Raw genomic sequence first — 16460 nt, 5'->3', positions numbered from 1 at the left:
TTTATGAAAAATTTATTATATTTTTTTTTACTATATTTTTTTATGAAAAGTATATATAAGACAAAAACCAAATAAACTATTAGGTAAATTATTTTTTTTAAGATTAATATTATATACTTTTTATATTAAAAGAGGTGAATAAAATGTCTCATAAAGAAGAACATGCTTGTTGTAAAGGAAAAAATCATGGGCATTCTGGAGAAGAATGTTGTAATGATAAAAATGAGAAAAAATGTGACAAACATGAAAATAAAAAAAATTGTGAGATGAAACAAAGATGTTGTCATAGAAGAAGACAAGGAATGCATTTAAGAATTAAAAATCTTTAATATGTATTCTAATCTTTTTTAAATGTCTTGATTTATTTACTTTTTTTAATATTTTTAGATAATTATTGTTCTATTTTTAGTGATTATTATTTTTCCATAGTTTTTCTTTTCTAATTAGTTCTGTAAAACAAATACATCCGAATCCTTTATCATATTGATTTATATTCTCTTTTTTGTCTTTGTTATCAATACAAATAGCTCCTAATTCTTCACAAATTGTTGGAATATTAAATTTTCTTATACTTAAATTTCTATTGGAGGTGGATTGAAATTCATCTTGAGTAACGATACATAAATCATGATGATACGCGTAAGTAATTAAGTATGGATCAGCATCATTTGGGTTTTCTATTTCATAAGTATTAAAATATTCGGGTTGTTTGGATTTAAGTATATTATAAGTGGTTACAATTTCATTAGTGATACTTTCTTTGAAGATATCTTCATATTCTTTACAGAAAAAGTCATCGTCTAATTCATTTTTAACTTTATCAATGGAGATGGCGTTTCCGTTTTCGATTAATTTTATGAAATTTTCAAAATGTACTGGAAAGCAGGATTGATCGTATTGTTGTCCACTTTGAAATCTAACAAAGATGTTGGTGTCAATCAAATATTTTGGATTATTCATCGTCTTCCTCCATTTATTTTTTCAATTACAAATGGAATTGCCATATAAGGTACTCCCAGTTCATTAGATAAATCTAAATCATTAATAAGTTCTTCATCATAGGCTTCTAACAATAATTCAATAAATAAATGTCCGTTTTGGTTAACGTTTTTTGATGCAATAGTTTTAAAACGTTGTTGTTTGCTTCTTTTTCTCTTTTTAGGAGTATTTTTAGTAGTATCTGCTTCTTTTTCAACACTTTTTTCTTCAGATTTTTTATCATCTTTATTGTATACTCGTTTAACTAGTTGTTCTTCCATTTCTTCTTCTGATAAAATATTTAAGTTTTTTAATCTATACAATATTGTTTCCATGTTTGCATTATATCTGGTTGATACTATCCTTATAATAGAATTTACATTGCTTATTTTAATATTTTTGATTTCTTTAGATGGCATTAAGATTTCTGAAGCAATTGAATTACATAACTCTTCTTCTTTTTCTCTATTATAATCTCCACTAATTCCATCTTTACCAAGTAATAAATGAGCATATTCATTAAACAATGAAAATATTTTCTCTTTGTCTGAATTTCTATTGTTAATTCCAATAAGAGGTAACTGTCTATTATTGAAAGCATATCCTTTTATATCATCTGGCTTAATATTGTAAAATTTAAAAATTAATATATTCAATGATTCAAATTCTCTAATCCACTGGTTAATATTATAATTATTTAATTTAACAGCATTCACATCTAAAGAATCTTTAATAATATTAATTATTTCAGTTTTATTTGGAGCTTTTTCTTGATAATATTCAAATTCTACGTTTTTATTAAGTTTTTCAGCTATATCTACTAAAAAAGCTCTTTTACGTTTTGCATGTTTTATTTCTTTTAAAATATCTGGATTTGATAGAATTCGTTTATCATTCATTGTCCTATAATCTTTAATATATTGTTCTATTTTAGGGGGTGTTGTGTTATTTAAAAATAATAAAGGACTAACATCATAAAGATTGGCTAATTTGTTGATGTTTTTATATGTTAGTAGTCCTGTTGATTCCCATTCTTTAAGAGTTGATTCTTTAATCTTTAACTTTTTACTAGCTGATTCTGTACTAAAGTTAAGAGATTTTCTGGACCAGATTATCCATTCGGGATTAACTTTAATGCTTTGTGACATATTTAATTTCACATCCTTAAAATAAATAGAACTATATTATATAAAAAAGTATGTAATTGGATGTATTTAATTTTTTTTTAGATACAATGAGTTAAGTATAGAAGAAATATTTATACTTCATTTATTATATGATATTTTTTTAAAATAAATTTTAAAATTATAATATATGGTTATTAACAAAGAATTAATTAAAGATATTGTATTTTTTTAAAGGGTGATATATTGAAACATTTGATTATTGATAATGAGAAATGTATTGGCTGTAGTTTATGTAAACAAGTTTGTATACGTGACAATATTGAGATAGTTGATAATAAAGCAGTTGATTTGGAAAACAATTGTTTTGATTGTGGACAATGTTCAACATTATGTCCTACAAATGCAATTAAAATTAAAGCATATGCTGGTCAAGAAGATAGGATAATGGATTATGATCCGGATAATATTCCGGTAAATTATGAAGATTTATTACAATTTTATAAGCAACGAAGAACATGCAGGTGGTTTAAGGACGAAAAAATATCTCATCAATCTATAGAAAAATTGATGGAAGCTGCATATTATAGTCCTAATCGACAAAATATTCAGGATGTGGAGTTTGCACTTGTTGAAGATAAATTAGATGAATTTATTGATCATGTTTACAATATTATTAAAGCTAAAGAGGATGAGTGCTTTAGAATTGAACAAGTTGGAGCTTATTTAAACGATGTTAATAGAAATCCAAAAAGACATCCCTTATTATGGGAAGGACAACAATTACTGTTAGCATTTTCAGAAAATAAGACTGATGCAGTAATAGCTATGACACGTTTAGAATTGTTGGCATATACATTAGGTTTTGGTGGATTTCATTCATTATTCATAGGTATGGCTGAAGAAATTGATAATGATAAATTAATGGAATTTTTCCCGGAAATTGATTCTAATAAACATATGTATGCAGCTTTTGTTATAGGAATTCCAAGATTAAAATATAGAAGAACCAGACCTCATAAAGAAATAAAATTAACAATTAAATAATTTTTTTTTAATATGATGATGATATATATTATTAAGTGATTATAAAAAATTTTTAGGGTTGTTTTAAAAATGAAAACGATAGTTGTAAATGCTAGTCCACGTAAGAATTGGAATACAGCAAAACTTATGAAACAAGCACAAAAAGGTGCTGAATCAGTAGGAGCAGAAACAGAGTATATTGATTTGTATGATTTGGATTTTACAGGTTGTCGAAGTTGTTTAATATGTAAAATGAAAGATAAGGAACGTTGTAAATGTTTCTGGAAAGATGATTTATCACCACTTATTGGAAAGATATATGAAGCAGATACCTTGCTCATAGGTATTCCTATTTATATGGGAGAACCTGCAAGTCAGTATAAAGCGTTTATTGAACGGTTAATATTTGTTGCATTATCTTATGATGGTGGAAATTACTTTGAAGGTAAAATTAATGTTGGATTAATATATACAATGAATGCGCCTAAAGAATATTATGAAAGTGATTATAAAGATAAATTTGCCAGTTTTGAAGGTTTATTCAACTTTTTAAATGGTAAAGTAGAGATATATCCGTCATGTAATACATTACAGGTAAATGATTATAGTAAATACAATATGGGAATATTTGATGAGGAAAATAAAATAAAATCTAACAATGAACAGTTCCCTATTGATTTAGAAGAAGCTTTTAAAATGGGAGCTAATTTAAGTTCAGAATAATAAGAATAATGTAAATATTTTATAACAATATTAAAACAAAAAAATGGATGAGTAACAATTTACTCTCCATATAAACTATATTTTATAATTCTATCTGATATTTTATCAATTATACCTGCAGGTATTTTGGTTTGTACTACTTTTAATGGTATTTGTTTTCCTGTTAAACTATATGTTCCCATATGCACGATGTTTTCTTGAAAAGTTGATGTTCCTTTTTCTTCATTTAATCTGGCTGTCCTAATTTGATTGCTTGTCAATGCCTTAATGTATAATTGCATTTTCTTGTTATCCATTTTAATTACAATTTTTCTAGGGATTAAGCATCCAATCTTTTCTTCACTTGTCACATAATCAACAAAGTCCAGATTTGTATCTAATACTTCTTTATGATTAGTACTATTGTCTTTAACAAATTCCTTATTTGATTCTATTATTTTTCCATCACGTACTGTTATTATTCTGTCTGCTTGATTGGCAACTGTAGGATCATGGGTTACTACTATTAAGGTTACATTACATTCTTTATGTAGTTTTTTTAGCAGATTCATTATTTTCTGACTTGTTTTCGTATCTAAAGCTCCTGTGGGTTCATCTGCTATTATGATTGATGGTTCATTTACCAATGCTCTTGCTATTGCAACACGTTGTCTTTGACCACCAGACATCTTTGTAGGATTTTGATGAATCTTATCTTCTAAACCAACACTTTTAAGTAATTCTATAGCTTTATTTTCACTAGTTTTATTAACTCTTAAGTGTTTTCCAATAAGAGGGATTTGAACGTTTTCAAGTACACTAAGATTTGGAATTAAATTATGTAACTGGAAAATAAATCCAATTTTTTGACTGCGAAACTTAGATAAGTTCTCTCTGGAATTGTTTAAATCTATACCATCAACTGTTATACTACCACTATCGGGAATATCCAGTGCTCCAATCATATTGAGAAGTGTTGATTTACCACTACCCGATGGACCAATTATAGATACAAATTCTCCTTTTCGAATATCCAGGTTAATTCCATTCAATGCCTTTGTTTCACCATTATCATAGAATTTCTTTAAGTTTCTAATACTTACAATATTTGACATAGGAAACCCTCTATTCGTATCTTAATGCTTCTGTCGGTGATAATCTTGAAGCTTTAATGGCCGGATATAAACCACCAATAATACCTACGCTTAATGCTACTAAAAATGCTTTGATGAATATGTTAATATTATATATTATTGTCATATTGTCTCCGTTCAGTTTAAATAGTATGAAAACAGCCAGTACTCCTAAAATTGATCCAATTATTCCGGATATTATAGTCAGAACTATTGATTCACCCATTATCATAGAAAGGATTCTTTTTTTACTCCATCCTACTGACTTTAAAACACCTATTTCACGTGTTCTTTCAAAAACTGTCATCATCATAGTATTTATAACACCCAAACCACCAATTATTATAGCTAATGCTTCAATAGCAGTAGTTGCTGAATTAATCATACCGAGGGTATCATCGATAGTTTGAGTCATTTCTTCAGCTGTAATTGTTCTTAATGTATCGTTATATTCATTTTTGATTTTATCGTTTACTGTAGTTAAATTAGCATCTTTTTTTATCTTAATGGATATGCTTGAAATTTTTTCTTCATTATCTGTTAAATTCTGTAATTTGCTTAAACCAGTATACATTGCAGAGTCATAGAAGATTGAACCAGTTTCATAAATACCAGTAATTTTAAATTCTTTTCCATATACGTCTACTTTGTCGCCTATTGTATAGTTTTCTTCTTCGGCCAGACTTTTTCCGACAATCAATTCATTTTCATTTTCATTAAATACACTACCATTTATATTGTTTATACCAACAATAGATAGATCATCGGTTTTTGCACCATACAGACTAAAACCGTATCTACTGGAATCACTCTTTTTTGATGTATCAATTACAGTACTTTCAAGCATCCCCGCAGTTTTTTCAACTCCATCAACTTTAGATAATTCTTCAACATAACTCTCATTAAGATTACCTGAAGATGACGCTAGGGAACTACCTATTTTGGTGGCTGTAATCTCTGCAGATCCTTCTTTTAATGTTGTTTCTGTTGAATCTTCAAGTGATACAGTTATTAATCCCAATGCTACTATTGTAGCAATACCTATAGCTATTCCTATTATTGCAAGTAAACTTCGGGTCTTATTTCTAAATGGATTTTTAAGAATTAATTTAAAGTAATTCATATTGCACCTTTTTCTTGTAAGTAATGGAAAATTAACAATATTCTCCATATTCACATCCGGTATTTTCTATTTTAACATGATCTATTAATGTTCCATCTTTTTTATATAATTTTATTTCACCATAACCGGTTCCACCATTCCATAGACGATTATGTAACTTAAGGCCGTTTGGTGCTTCATAGTTTATAAGTAACATTTCATCCCGTTTGCAATGTAATTCTAATTCAATATAAGAATTCTTATTTGAAGCATTAATGGTCCATGTATGAATTTTTTCACCTTCTTCAAAGTCAAAATCTATTTTTACAAGATTCCAAAATCTAGCAAAGTTGTATTCATACATTTTTCCTTCATAATAAAATCCTATTAGTAATTTTCGAGGTATTTCAATACCAAAAGCTTTAGGTCTTCCCCCACCAGCTTCAAAAGCTGAATTATTTAATTTTTTACCACTAATTAAACTGGTGATGTTACATGATGAAATCCATAGCCAAGGGCTTGTGAAGTCTCCACCCCAGTTTTTATCAGCATAACCGTAAGATTTTTCTGGTATTACTTCATATTCTTCTCCATCAAGAATAATTGTACCGGCATACTCAGTTTTAATACCTTCTGCGTGCCAAAACATTTCAAATGAATTTAATTTTCTAAATAGTTTACTTGCACCATAACCTACATTAAAAGATATTTGTTTATTTATATCTAAATTCCAAGACATGCTGCCGGCATCACACATATACTCTGGATGTTCTGAAGCTTCTTCTTTACTTACATTACATGAACCTTTCATATGAGTTTCCGTTAAAGTACAGTCTCCTACTTTTATATCTAGTTTATTGGATGGACAATGAAAGTCATTCATAGAATAAAAATTATGGATTTGTTTAGCATTTTTACCCCAGCATCCAACTTTTATCATACAATAAGATGGTCTTTTACCTAATTTTTTATTTTCAGGATTTTGTCCTAAGGTTGGTTTATCTTCTGCTAAAGCAGGATTACAAACAAAATATTCTATAAAGAATGCTTTAGGTTCTTTTGTTTTTTTATTATACGCTGTAAGAGAATGCCACCACCAGTCATATCCTTTTGTTGCTAATGGTCCTTTAAGCATGTAATAATCTCTTTCTATATCACTTTTATTCACGGCAATCACATCAGTTAATAATAATATTATATTATTTTTATCTAATTGATTATTTATTAAGAGTATTATTAATTATTTTTCTTAATTTTTAATATTTTAACAATTTATTTTCATTTTATATGTTAATAAGAACTATTAAGAAAAAAATAGTTGGTGTAGTATTTTAATAGGTAATAATTTACTTAATTCTCATTTAATTTCATAAATAATTTGATTAAACTAGGAATAGGGTTATGAAAGAGAGCATTCTGTAGTTTAATATAAAAATAAGACTTTTTTATTGAAGATTTCTAATACTATTTATGAAAATGTTTAAAGATATAGAAAAATCAATTTTAATTCAAAAAAATATTTAAAATGGGTAGTTAATTAAAAAAAACTTTGAAGAGAGTTTAAACGGTGAGGAATAATTCATATTTTATTATATTACAACTTTATATAATAGTTTTTTAAGTGTTTGTACTTCTTCTGGACTCATATTGGATGTTACTTTATTTTCCCAGTCTCTTATATATTCTATATATTTGTCTGTTATTTCCATTCCTTCTGGTGTTAGTTTTACTATTTTTATTCTATGATTATCTGGATTTTCATATCTTTTTATGTAGTTTTTGTCTTCAAATTTTCTAAGAATTTTTGCTGTGTATCCTTCACTGACTTTAAATAGTTCTACCAGTTCTTTTTGTGTTGTTTTTTCTCCAAATCTTATTCTTAGTAAGAATGGAAGTTCTGATCTTGTTATATCATCATCAGTTAACTGTGTAGTTATGTATTTTCCATAATTGGATATCATTTCTTCTACGTAATGATATATGAATATATTTTCGATATTATCTTTTTTAAATTGTGGTGGTAGTGACATAATATAACTCCTTTGTATTATTATATATTGGTTTCTATATATAAATACTGTTATATAGAAACTCTTTCCATATGAAAGTATTTATATGATGTTTATTAAATAATAATATAGTAAAAGGTGAAAATATGGTTAAAGAATTTAATGTTGATATGGAAAAAATTACGCCCGAAGAACTGGAAAAATTAGGTAAACAAACAGAATTATTATTTAAAATTAATCATACAATGCCACTTTCTGAAGAATATGATGTACTTATCAATGAATTGTTTGAATCAAACACTGGTTCAAATTTTACACTACGCACTCCATTATCAGGTACATCTTTCGAAAATGTAAAAATTGGGGATAATGTGTTCATTAATAGTAATTGTTTAATGATGGCTAGAGGTGGAATAACCATAGAGGATAATGTTATGCTTGCAGCAAATGTACAGTTACTATCTAACAATCATGATGAATATAATCGTCAAGTATTAATCTGTAAGGAAATAACTATCAAAGAAGGTGCATGGATTGGAGCTGGGGCCAGTATAATGCCTGGTGTTACAATAGGTAAACATGCTATAGTGGGTGCTGGAGCAATTGTTACAAAAGATGTTCCGGATTATGCTGTAGTTGTTGGAATTCCGGCACGTGTTGTTAAAACATTGGATGAAAATAAATTTTAGGTGAGTAAATGTCTGATGTATCTCTAATAAATCATTCTGAATTTGATTCTATTCAAATGGAAGTACTTCATAAATTCGAGGAATTTCAACAAGCAATGATAGATAAAGATGCTAAAATGTTAAATTCTATAATGGATGAAGATTATACTCTTATTCATATGTCAGGTAAAATCCAAACAAAACAAGAATATATTGAAGATATTGTTAATGGTATTTTGAATTATTATCATTCAACAATAATAGAGCCTAGTATAGTTATTCTTGAAGAAAAATACGCTAAATTAAATGCTGATGTTGAGTTAGATGCAAAAGTTTATGGTATTAAAGGTACATGGACGTTACACACTGAGATTTTAATGGAAAAAATTGAAAATAAATGGATTTTAAGTAAATGGGAAAATTGAGAATATTTTTTTTTAAAATATTACTTTCCCTAGTAAAAACTTTCCTTAGGATAGTTTATATATTATTAATTTAACTGATAATGTCTCTTAAAGAAGTGATGAATATGGATTATATTAAATTATCAAATAATTTGGAAGTACCACAATTAGGTTTTGGTGTATTTCAAATAGCACCAGAAGATACAAAAGAAGCAGTGAAAAAAGCAATAGAAGTTGGTTACAGACACTTTGATACAGCTCAGGCATATTTCAATGAAACTCAAGTTGGTGAAGCTATAGAAGAAAGTGGAATTGACCGTGAAGAATTCTTCATAACAACAAAAGTATGGCATTCAAGCCATGGGTATGAAGAAACAAAAAAAGCATGTGAAGAATCATTAAATAAATTAAAAACAGATTACATTGATTTGTATTTAATTCATCAGAACATTGGCGATATTTTTGCTACTTGGAGAGCTTTGGAAGATTTATATGATGAAGGAAAAGTAAAAGCAATTGGGGTGTGTAATTTCACTCCTTCCAGATTTACGAATTTATCTTTACATAGTAAAATAAAACCTATGGTGAATCAAATTGAGATAAATCCATTTTATCAACAGGATTCACAAGAAAAATTTTATGAAAAATATGATGCAGTTATAGAATCATGGGGACCGTTAGCTGAAGGAAAAAATAATATTTTTTCAAATCCTATTTTAAAGGAAATAGGAGAAAAGTACGATAAAACTGTTGCTCAAGTAATATTAAGATGGATTTTACAAAGGGGAATAATAGTATTCCCAAAATCCGTTAAAAAAGAAAGAATGATTGAAAATTTTAACATTTTTGATTTTGAGCTTTCAAGTGAAGATATGGAAAAAATTAAAGAATTAGAAACAGGAAATCCAATAGCTAATATTGATGATCCAATGTTTATTGAAGCAATATCAAAGTATGGGGTGTAAATATGAAATTTGATTTAAACGAAGAAAAGGAAGTAGTAGTATTATTAGGTGCAGGGGATATGGGTCTTGCAATAATTAAAAGAATATCAGCCGGAAAAAAAATATTACTGGCTGATATAAATGAAGAAAAATTAGAATCATTAAAAAAAGAATTAACATATTCTGGATATGATGTTGAAACACAAGTAACTAATGCTATGGAAGAAGAGTCTATCAGAGAATTAGCTCAAAAAGCAGATTCCTTAGGAAAAGTAATGTATTTCATAGATACTGCATGTGCTTCTCCTTCACAGGCATCACCCGAACATATAATTAAATTAGATTTAATTGGTACATCATATGCTTTAGATGAATTTGGAAAAGTAATGGCAAAAGGAGGGGCAGGATTAATTATTTCTTCAATGACTGGATACATGCCTTCTCCATTAAGTCCGGAAGATGAACATTTATTAAGAATCACTGAAACAGATAAACTCAAGGAACTAGATTGTCTTAGTGAAGAGGTAATAACTAATTCTGGAATAGCATATGTAGTTTCTAAAAAAGCAAATCAATTAAGAGTTCAATATGCATCAGCAACTTCATGGGCAGATAGAGGAGCAAGAATTAATTCTATAAGTCCTGGAATTATAGTTACTCCACTTGCTTATGATGAATTTAATAGTTCAGGAGAAGGTTATCAAAGAATGATAGATGTATGTGGTGCAAAAAGGGTTGGTACTTCTGATGAAATAGCTTTTGCAAGTGAATTTTTACTTAGCACCAAAGCCGGATTCGTAACTGGTATTGATTTATTAATTGATGGTGGTACGATTGCTGCATTAAGTAGTGGATTAATGGATTTAGAAATTCATTAATTATTATTTTTTTTTATTTCGATTGTGTATAAATATAAACTTAGTAATACAAATATTATTATCTATTTTTGTTTGGGATATTATGAGCAATGATTTATTGGATTTAACATTAAAAAGAAGATCTACTCGGATTTTTCTTACTGATGAAATTGAAGACAATACCATTAATGAAATACTAAAAATAGCTTTAACAGCACCTTCATCTTGGGGAGAACATCCCGTACATTTCGTTGTGGTAAAAGATAAAGAAATGATTCGGGAGATAGCTCATTGTAAAGCTATGGGTGCAAATCCATTAATTCAATCAAATGTATGTATTGTGGTAATGGTGGATACTTCAAATTGTGAACTTTGGATAGAAGATGCATCTGTTGCATCTACTTATATCTTACTTGCTGCAGAACAATTTAATATTGGAGCATGTTGGATTCACATAAGAAACCGTGCAGGACAAGTTAAAAGTGCTGATGAAGAAATCAGGGAGTTATTGAATGTTCCTGATAATTTTCGAGTGTTAAATTGTATTGCATTAGGTCAAAAAGGCGAATTTAAAAAAGAATATTCTGAAGATAAATTACATATTGAAAATATTCATCATGATTTTTTTTTAGGAGTGGTTTGAATGAATGATTTTAAGTTAGGTTTTGGATTTATGAGATTACCTATTATAAATGGTGATGTAAGTCAAATAGATTATAATAAAGTTAATACACTTGTAGATTATTATATTGAAAATGGTGGCCGTTATTTTGATACGGGTTTTAATTATCATAATGGAAAAAGTGAAGAAGCTATTAAAAAATGTGTAATAGATAGATATTCTCGTGATGAAGTTCTAATTGCTGATAAAATGCCAATATATGGAATGACAATCAATGATAATCCGGAAAATATTTTTCAAACACAATTGGAACGGTGTGGATTGGATTATTTCGATTATTATTTGGTTCATAATACTTCTGATTTATTTTATAATGGTGTTTGTAAACAGTTAAACGTATTTGATTATTTAAGGGAATTTAAAAAGGAAGGTTTAATTAATAAATTAGGTATAAGTCATCATGGAACTCCTGAAGCTTTAAATCAAGTATTGACAGAAAACCAGGATATAGAATTTGTACAACTTCAAATTAATTATGTTGATTGGAAAAACGATGCAGTTCAAGCTAAAAAATGTTATGAGATAGTTAAGGATAATGGATTGGATGTATTTGTTATGGAGCCATTAAAAGGTGGAAATTTAGTTAATGTTCCAGAAAAAGTAGAAAAATTATTTCAAAGTTATAACCAAAAAAGTCCAGTTAATTGGGCATTATCCTATGTCTTAAATTTAAGTTCAGTAGCATTAGTACTAAGTGGAATGTCTGATCTAAAAGAACTTCAGGAAAATATGAGTATAGTTAAAGATTTTAAGACAATGAATAACGATGAATTGGAAATAATTAAACAAGCACGTGATATAATAAATGATTCCATTGAAATTCCGTGCACATACTGTGATTATTGTTTTAAATATTGTCCTAAACAAATTCCTATATCAAAATATTTCTCAATTTTCAACGATGAAAAACAGTCCAAAGTAGATCAAATGTTAAATTATTTATATTATGATAATTATGCAGAAAAATTTACAAAAGCATCCTCTTGTGTAAAATGTGGTGCATGTGAAAAAGTATGTCCTCAACAGATTAAAATTAGTGAAGAATTAGAAAAAGTAGTAAATTTATTTGAAAAATAACTTCATTAAACTAAGAAAACTAGTTAATTATTAAATGGAGGAATTAATTTGAAGGAAGTTGTTGTTTTAACAGGAGCCGGACAAATAGGAATGGCAATTGCAAGAAGAATAAGTTATGGTAAAAAACTGATAATTGGGGATAAAAACGTTGAAAACGCTGAAATAATATCAAAAACTATGATTGAAGCAGGGTTTGATGTTGAATATCTTGAATGTGATATTTCCAGTAGAACATCTATAAAAAACTTAATTAAAACTTCTCAGGATTATGGAGAAATAAGTAACTTTATTAATGCAGCAGGAGTTTCTCCTTCACAAGCAAGTATAGAAACTATTCTTAAAGTAGATCTTTATGGAACAGCAGTTCTCTTAGAAGAAATAGGTAAAGTAATAAAAAAAGGTGGAAGTGGAGTTACCATATCTTCACAGTCAGGACATAGGATGAAACAATTGGGAGCAACTATTGATGAACAATTAGCCACAACACCAACAGAAGAATTACTTGATTTGGATATTTTACAGCCCGAAAACATTAAAGACACATTACATGCTTATCAACTAGCGAAAAGATGTAATGTTAAGCGAGTCATGTATGAAGCTTGTAAATGGGGCGAAAGAAATGCTCGAATAAATTCTATATCTCCTGGAATAATAGTAACACCACTCGCAATTGATGAATTTAATGGTCCACGTGGAGATTTCTATAAAAATATGTTTGCAAATTGTCCATCAGGAAGGCCAGGAACGGCAGATGAAGTAGCAAATCTTGCACAATTAATGCTTAATGAAAATGGAGCTTTCATAACTGGTTCAGATTTTCTTATTGATGGTGGAGCTACAGCTTCATATTTCTATGGAAAATTAAAATCTAAATAAAATAATAATCATCAAAATATTGATAATAGTATTATTTTTTCATAATAATGTTCTCTGCTAAGTCACTTTTTCTATTTTTCTCTACTTTTCATTTTTGAGTATATTACATCTATATGTGGTGGTTGATTTTTGGTATTTTAGACATGCTTGTTTTTATGGATTTTTTCATTTCTTTCATTAGTTTTATTTTACTTCGTAATACTACCGTATAACGAAGTAAATTATATGTTCTTGTTCATGTTATATGAACAAAAAGTGTGAATTATGTGAACACATTTTGGATAATTGATAAAATACTTTATAGTCAAAAACATTAAAAAAATTTTTTACTTCATCACATATAAATTATCTTAATTATTGTATTTAACTGATAAAAAGAATATCTAAATCGCAAAAATAAACTATTAATAAATTTTTATAATAATAATTCAAATAAGGAATTCAATATAGCGGATTATTTTTTTTAATCCAATTATATTTAAAAAAAGTTAAAAAAGAAGGGGATGAGTTTATTCGATAATTATATCTTCTTCATAGGTATTTGTATTGTTATTAGCATCGGTAAATTCTATTTTAATTTTATGATTACCGAGATATTTTTCAATGAGTTGTAATATAGTCATTGATAAATCATCACTTAAGTGTCATTGAATATTACTTGACCATCCATGAAGACGACTAAATATCCATTTGTAATATTTTGACCGAATATTTTATTTATTGCATCTAATGTCAATGAGTTTCCTTGATAAACAACACTATTGTCACTAGCTTTTTTATTGTATGAGTTTTATATACTTTTTGTTGGTTGTTGGTTGTTTTTGTTGGATTTTGTTTGACTTCTTTCTGTTTTTGTGTATGTGATACTGGTTGGGTATTACCTTGTTGATCATTGTTATTTGAACTAGTTTCTGGTGTTGTATCATTGGATGCGGATGGGTTCATTCCTGGAATCATTTCTGACATGTTCATTCCTGACATGTTCATTCCGCTCATGTTCATTCCTGACATCATGTCTGACATGTTCATTCCAGCCATATTATCCATGGAAAAACCATTAGTTGATTGTGAGTTTTCATTTCCATTATTAGCATTTAACATATTTTCTAAACTTGGTGTATTAGCATCTGTTGTACTGCTATCACTTGACAAAGAATTTTGTGAGCTGTTATCTGCAGCACTAACACTAGCTAGAGTAATGAAACATAGTAATAATAATATACTAATTAAAAATTTCTTTGACATTTTATACCTTCGTTATTCTATTTATTTAAACTTTTTAATATAAACCTGTTTTTTATGAAAACTTTCTATAATACATTTATTATTAATTTTTTTTATAATTTTTTCACGATTGAATCATTTAGTAAATATTATTTGAAAAAAATAGAATTTATAAAAGATACTTTAAGAATTACTAATTTTAACAGTTTTAGTTTTATTTCTGTATCTGTTTCAATTGATATTTTTTTATTATTAAAAATTTTAATAGAAATTATATTATTATATCTTTAATATATATGGAATGTTGATTATTCATCAATTAATGATAAAAAACATTATTACATAATGAAATAAAATTTTCAATTCAGTATATTTACCTCATAATTGTAATGAATTAATAATTTAAATCTTTTCAATAAATTAATTATTTATATCATTTTAAACATATATTTATTTTTATACTAAAGGAGTCGTTATTATATTGTCTAAAAAAGATGAATTTATTTTTGGATTTAAAAAAGCAATACCTATTACTATGGGATATATACCTATGGGTATTGGTTATGCTGCCTTAGCTATTAAAGCAGGATTAACTCCTTTGCAAACTGTTGGTTTTTCAATTCTTGTATATGCTGGTGCTGGGGAGATTATTGCTGTCACTATGCTTTTAAATGGTGCTACAGCTTTTGCAATCATATTAACTAATTTTGTTGTTAATTTAAGATATTTTGTTATGAATGTCTGTGTATATAATAAGGTTCAAAAGACTTCTCCTTTGTTAAATGCATTGTCGTGTCATTTAACTACAGATGAATCATTTGCAATGTTTTCTTTAATGGATGAATCGTCAATTTGGACATATGTCGGATTGTCATTAACTTCCTGGTTATCTTGGATATTGGGTGCAGCAATTGGAGTTTTTGTATTGGATTTATTACCTGTTATTGTTACAAACAGTTTCAACATTTCATTATATGCATTATTCGTTGCAATTTTAATACCAAATGTCAAGAAAAACTATAGAATAGGATTACTTGTTATAATAACTGGAATAATAAACATAATATTGCAAACTATAATTGGAAACTGGTCCATAATTGTATCAACATTGTTGGGTGCATTAATCGGAGTATACTTGATAAATGATGCATATTTTTTAACAGATGATGGGGGAATTAAATGAACACTGCAGACATGGTAATATTGGGATGTGCACTAGTAACATTTATTCCAAGATTAATACCATCAATATTTGTGGGACAAATTAATTTTAGTAAAAAAACTGAAAAGTTTCTTGATTTAATTCCATATACGGCTCTAAGCGCTTTAATAATTCCAGGGGTACTAACAGTAGATAATCAATTATGGTATATTGGTTTAATTGGCGCAATTGTTGCTGCGGGACTATCCTGGAAAAAAGTTCCTCTTGGAGCAATTGTTATAATCACAGTAATTGTATTAATCACTGTTTACTCTTTAGTTCCCTTATTTTAAACTTTTTTTTTCAATTATAGAGTGGCCGACAAAATTCTGATTTTTTCATTGAATGATAAATGAAAATTTTATATCAGGATTTTCTCGATGCAAATTATTTGCAAAATTTTTTAAAGAATTACTTTCTTCCACGTTATTTTTTTATCATGTTTTCTAGTCT

The 16460-nt window shown here is 27.6% G+C and carries 19 protein-coding genes; 12 read left to right on the top strand and 7 right to left on the bottom strand.

All coding sequences use genetic code 11. The annotated features are described in order from the left end of the window. Positions 1 to 143: 143 nt before the first annotated feature. A complete protein-coding gene (locus tag QZZ11_RS02080; RefSeq protein WP_292473121.1) occupies positions 144 to 329 on the top strand; it encodes a hypothetical protein in 186 nt (61 codons plus the stop codon). A 76-nt stretch (positions 330 to 405) separates the two neighbouring features. Here the strand turns inward: QZZ11_RS02080 and QZZ11_RS02075 are convergent, their stop codons facing one another. Continuing rightward, positions 406 to 960: a DUF4411 family protein gene (locus QZZ11_RS02075; protein WP_292473119.1), complete on the bottom strand. Its 555-nt coding sequence runs from the start codon at positions 958 to 960 to the stop codon at positions 406 to 408. Further along, entirely contained in the window at positions 957 to 2126 is a 1170-nt protein-coding gene (locus QZZ11_RS02070) for an ImmA/IrrE family metallo-endopeptidase (protein ID WP_292473117.1), read from the bottom strand. Before QZZ11_RS02070 ends, QZZ11_RS02075 begins: the two co-directional genes overlap by 4 nt. 222 nt (positions 2127 to 2348) lie before the next feature. On the opposite strand from QZZ11_RS02070, the gene QZZ11_RS02065 reads away from it, so the two are divergent. Together QZZ11_RS02065 and QZZ11_RS02060 are read left to right on the top strand one after the other, a co-directional pair. After that, positions 2349 to 3149 (top strand): nitroreductase family protein, encoded by an 801-nt coding sequence (locus tag QZZ11_RS02065; protein ID WP_292473115.1) that lies wholly within the window; start codon positions 2349 to 2351, stop codon positions 3147 to 3149. A gap of 69 nt (positions 3150 to 3218) precedes the next feature. Beyond that, positions 3219 to 3851, top strand: a complete 633-nt coding sequence (locus tag QZZ11_RS02060; protein WP_292473113.1) for a flavodoxin family protein — start codon at positions 3219 to 3221, stop codon at positions 3849 to 3851. Positions 3852 to 3910: 59 nt separating this feature from the next. Here the strand turns inward: QZZ11_RS02060 and QZZ11_RS09295 are convergent, their stop codons facing one another. The 4 genes from QZZ11_RS09295 to QZZ11_RS02040 all read right to left on the bottom strand — a co-directional run bounded on the left by QZZ11_RS09295 (position 3911) and on the right by QZZ11_RS02040 (position 8095). After that, complete coding sequence (locus QZZ11_RS09295; RefSeq protein ID WP_365952597.1) at positions 3911 to 4945, bottom strand: ABC transporter ATP-binding protein; 1035 nt, start codon at positions 4943 to 4945, stop codon at positions 3911 to 3913. Between the two features lie 10 nt (positions 4946 to 4955). Beyond that, a complete protein-coding gene (locus tag QZZ11_RS02050; protein WP_292473111.1) occupies positions 4956 to 6086 on the bottom strand; it encodes an ABC transporter permease in 1131 nt (376 codons plus the stop codon). Between the two features lie 31 nt (positions 6087 to 6117). Next, complete coding sequence (locus QZZ11_RS02045; RefSeq protein WP_292473109.1) at positions 6118 to 7233, bottom strand: tocopherol cyclase family protein; 1116 nt, start codon at positions 7231 to 7233, stop codon at positions 6118 to 6120. 421 nt (positions 7234 to 7654) lie between these two features. After that, complete coding sequence (locus QZZ11_RS02040) at positions 7655 to 8095, bottom strand: MarR family winged helix-turn-helix transcriptional regulator (RefSeq protein ID WP_292473107.1); 441 nt, start codon at positions 8093 to 8095, stop codon at positions 7655 to 7657. A gap of 125 nt (positions 8096 to 8220) precedes the next feature. On the opposite strand from QZZ11_RS02040, the gene QZZ11_RS02035 reads away from it, so the two are divergent. The 7 genes from QZZ11_RS02035 (at position 8221) to QZZ11_RS02005 (ending at position 13582) form a co-directional block, all read left to right on the top strand. After that, positions 8221 to 8763 carry a DapH/DapD/GlmU-related protein gene (locus QZZ11_RS02035; RefSeq protein WP_292473105.1) on the top strand — a complete coding sequence of 181 codons (543 nt, stop codon included), beginning with the start codon at positions 8221 to 8223 and terminating at the stop codon, positions 8761 to 8763. 8 nt (positions 8764 to 8771) lie between these two features. Continuing rightward, the gene (locus QZZ11_RS02030; RefSeq protein WP_292473103.1) at positions 8772 to 9167 is read left to right on the top strand and encodes a nuclear transport factor 2 family protein; all 396 of its coding nucleotides are present in this window, start codon (positions 8772 to 8774) and stop codon (positions 9165 to 9167) included. Between the two features lie 104 nt (positions 9168 to 9271). Beyond that, positions 9272 to 10111: an aldo/keto reductase gene (locus QZZ11_RS02025; protein ID WP_292473101.1), complete on the top strand. Its 840-nt coding sequence runs from the start codon at positions 9272 to 9274 to the stop codon at positions 10109 to 10111. Between the two features lie 2 nt (positions 10112 to 10113). After that, entirely contained in the window at positions 10114 to 10968 is an 855-nt protein-coding gene (locus QZZ11_RS02020; protein ID WP_292473099.1) for an SDR family oxidoreductase, read from the top strand. 82 nt (positions 10969 to 11050) lie between these two features. Next, entirely contained in the window at positions 11051 to 11590 is a 540-nt protein-coding gene (locus tag QZZ11_RS02015; RefSeq protein ID WP_292473097.1) for a nitroreductase family protein, read from the top strand. Then, positions 11591 to 12706: an aldo/keto reductase gene (locus QZZ11_RS02010; protein ID WP_292473095.1), complete on the top strand. Its 1116-nt coding sequence runs from the start codon at positions 11591 to 11593 to the stop codon at positions 12704 to 12706. Positions 12707 to 12754: 48 nt separating this feature from the next. Further along, positions 12755 to 13582, top strand: a complete 828-nt coding sequence (locus QZZ11_RS02005) for an SDR family oxidoreductase (RefSeq protein WP_292473093.1) — start codon at positions 12755 to 12757, stop codon at positions 13580 to 13582. 732 nt (positions 13583 to 14314) lie between these two features. Here QZZ11_RS02005 and QZZ11_RS02000 read toward each other — a convergent pair. Then, positions 14315 to 14827 carry a hypothetical protein gene (locus QZZ11_RS02000; RefSeq protein ID WP_292473091.1) on the bottom strand — a complete coding sequence of 171 codons (513 nt, stop codon included), beginning with the start codon at positions 14825 to 14827 and terminating at the stop codon, positions 14315 to 14317. A gap of 460 nt (positions 14828 to 15287) precedes the next feature. Between QZZ11_RS02000 and QZZ11_RS01995 the strand changes: the two genes are divergently transcribed. Then, complete coding sequence (locus QZZ11_RS01995) at positions 15288 to 15989, top strand: AzlC family ABC transporter permease (protein ID WP_292473089.1); 702 nt, start codon at positions 15288 to 15290, stop codon at positions 15987 to 15989. After that, the gene (locus tag QZZ11_RS01990) at positions 15986 to 16300 is read left to right on the top strand and encodes an AzlD domain-containing protein (protein ID WP_292473087.1); all 315 of its coding nucleotides are present in this window, start codon (positions 15986 to 15988) and stop codon (positions 16298 to 16300) included. Before QZZ11_RS01995 ends, QZZ11_RS01990 begins: the two co-directional genes overlap by 4 nt. Positions 16301 to 16460: the final 160 nt, after the last annotated feature.

The sequence above is a fragment of the Methanosphaera sp. genome (assembly GCF_016282985.1).
Taxonomy (GTDB): Archaea; Methanobacteriota; Methanobacteria; order Methanobacteriales; family Methanobacteriaceae; genus Methanosphaera.
This window is presented reverse-complemented; position numbering and strand designations above follow the sequence as displayed.

Excerpts from the sequence above, each read along its gene's own strand:
- QZZ11_RS02075 (WP_292473119.1), bottom strand. The coding sequence starts at position 960 with ATGAATAATCCAAAATATTTGATTGACACCAACATCTTTGTTAGATTT.
- QZZ11_RS02080 (WP_292473121.1), top strand. The coding sequence starts at position 144 with ATGTCTCATAAAGAAGAACATGCTTGTTGTAAAGGAAAAAATCATGGG.
- QZZ11_RS02050 (WP_292473111.1), bottom strand. The coding sequence starts at position 6,086 with ATGAATTACTTTAAATTAATTCTTAAAAATCCATTTAGAAATAAGACC.
- QZZ11_RS02020 (WP_292473099.1), top strand. The coding sequence starts at position 10,114 with ATGAAATTTGATTTAAACGAAGAAAAGGAAGTAGTAGTATTATTAGGT.
- QZZ11_RS02060 (WP_292473113.1), top strand. The coding sequence starts at position 3,219 with ATGAAAACGATAGTTGTAAATGCTAGTCCACGTAAGAATTGGAATACA.
- QZZ11_RS02010 (WP_292473095.1), top strand. The coding sequence starts at position 11,591 with ATGAATGATTTTAAGTTAGGTTTTGGATTTATGAGATTACCTATTATA.
- QZZ11_RS02035 (WP_292473105.1), top strand. The coding sequence starts at position 8,221 with ATGGTTAAAGAATTTAATGTTGATATGGAAAAAATTACGCCCGAAGAA.
- QZZ11_RS02015 (WP_292473097.1), top strand. The coding sequence starts at position 11,051 with ATGAGCAATGATTTATTGGATTTAACATTAAAAAGAAGATCTACTCGG.
- QZZ11_RS02040 (WP_292473107.1), bottom strand. The coding sequence starts at position 8,095 with ATGTCACTACCACCACAATTTAAAAAAGATAATATCGAAAATATATTC.
- QZZ11_RS09295 (WP_365952597.1), bottom strand. The coding sequence starts at position 4,945 with ATGTCAAATATTGTAAGTATTAGAAACTTAAAGAAATTCTATGATAAT.
- QZZ11_RS02025 (WP_292473101.1), top strand. The coding sequence starts at position 9,272 with ATGGATTATATTAAATTATCAAATAATTTGGAAGTACCACAATTAGGT.
- QZZ11_RS01990 (WP_292473087.1), top strand. The coding sequence starts at position 15,986 with ATGAACACTGCAGACATGGTAATATTGGGATGTGCACTAGTAACATTT.
- QZZ11_RS02070 (WP_292473117.1), bottom strand. The coding sequence starts at position 2,126 with ATGTCACAAAGCATTAAAGTTAATCCCGAATGGATAATCTGGTCCAGA.
- QZZ11_RS02000 (WP_292473091.1), bottom strand. The coding sequence starts at position 14,827 with ATGTCAAAGAAATTTTTAATTAGTATATTATTATTACTATGTTTCATT.
- QZZ11_RS02030 (WP_292473103.1), top strand. The coding sequence starts at position 8,772 with ATGTCTGATGTATCTCTAATAAATCATTCTGAATTTGATTCTATTCAA.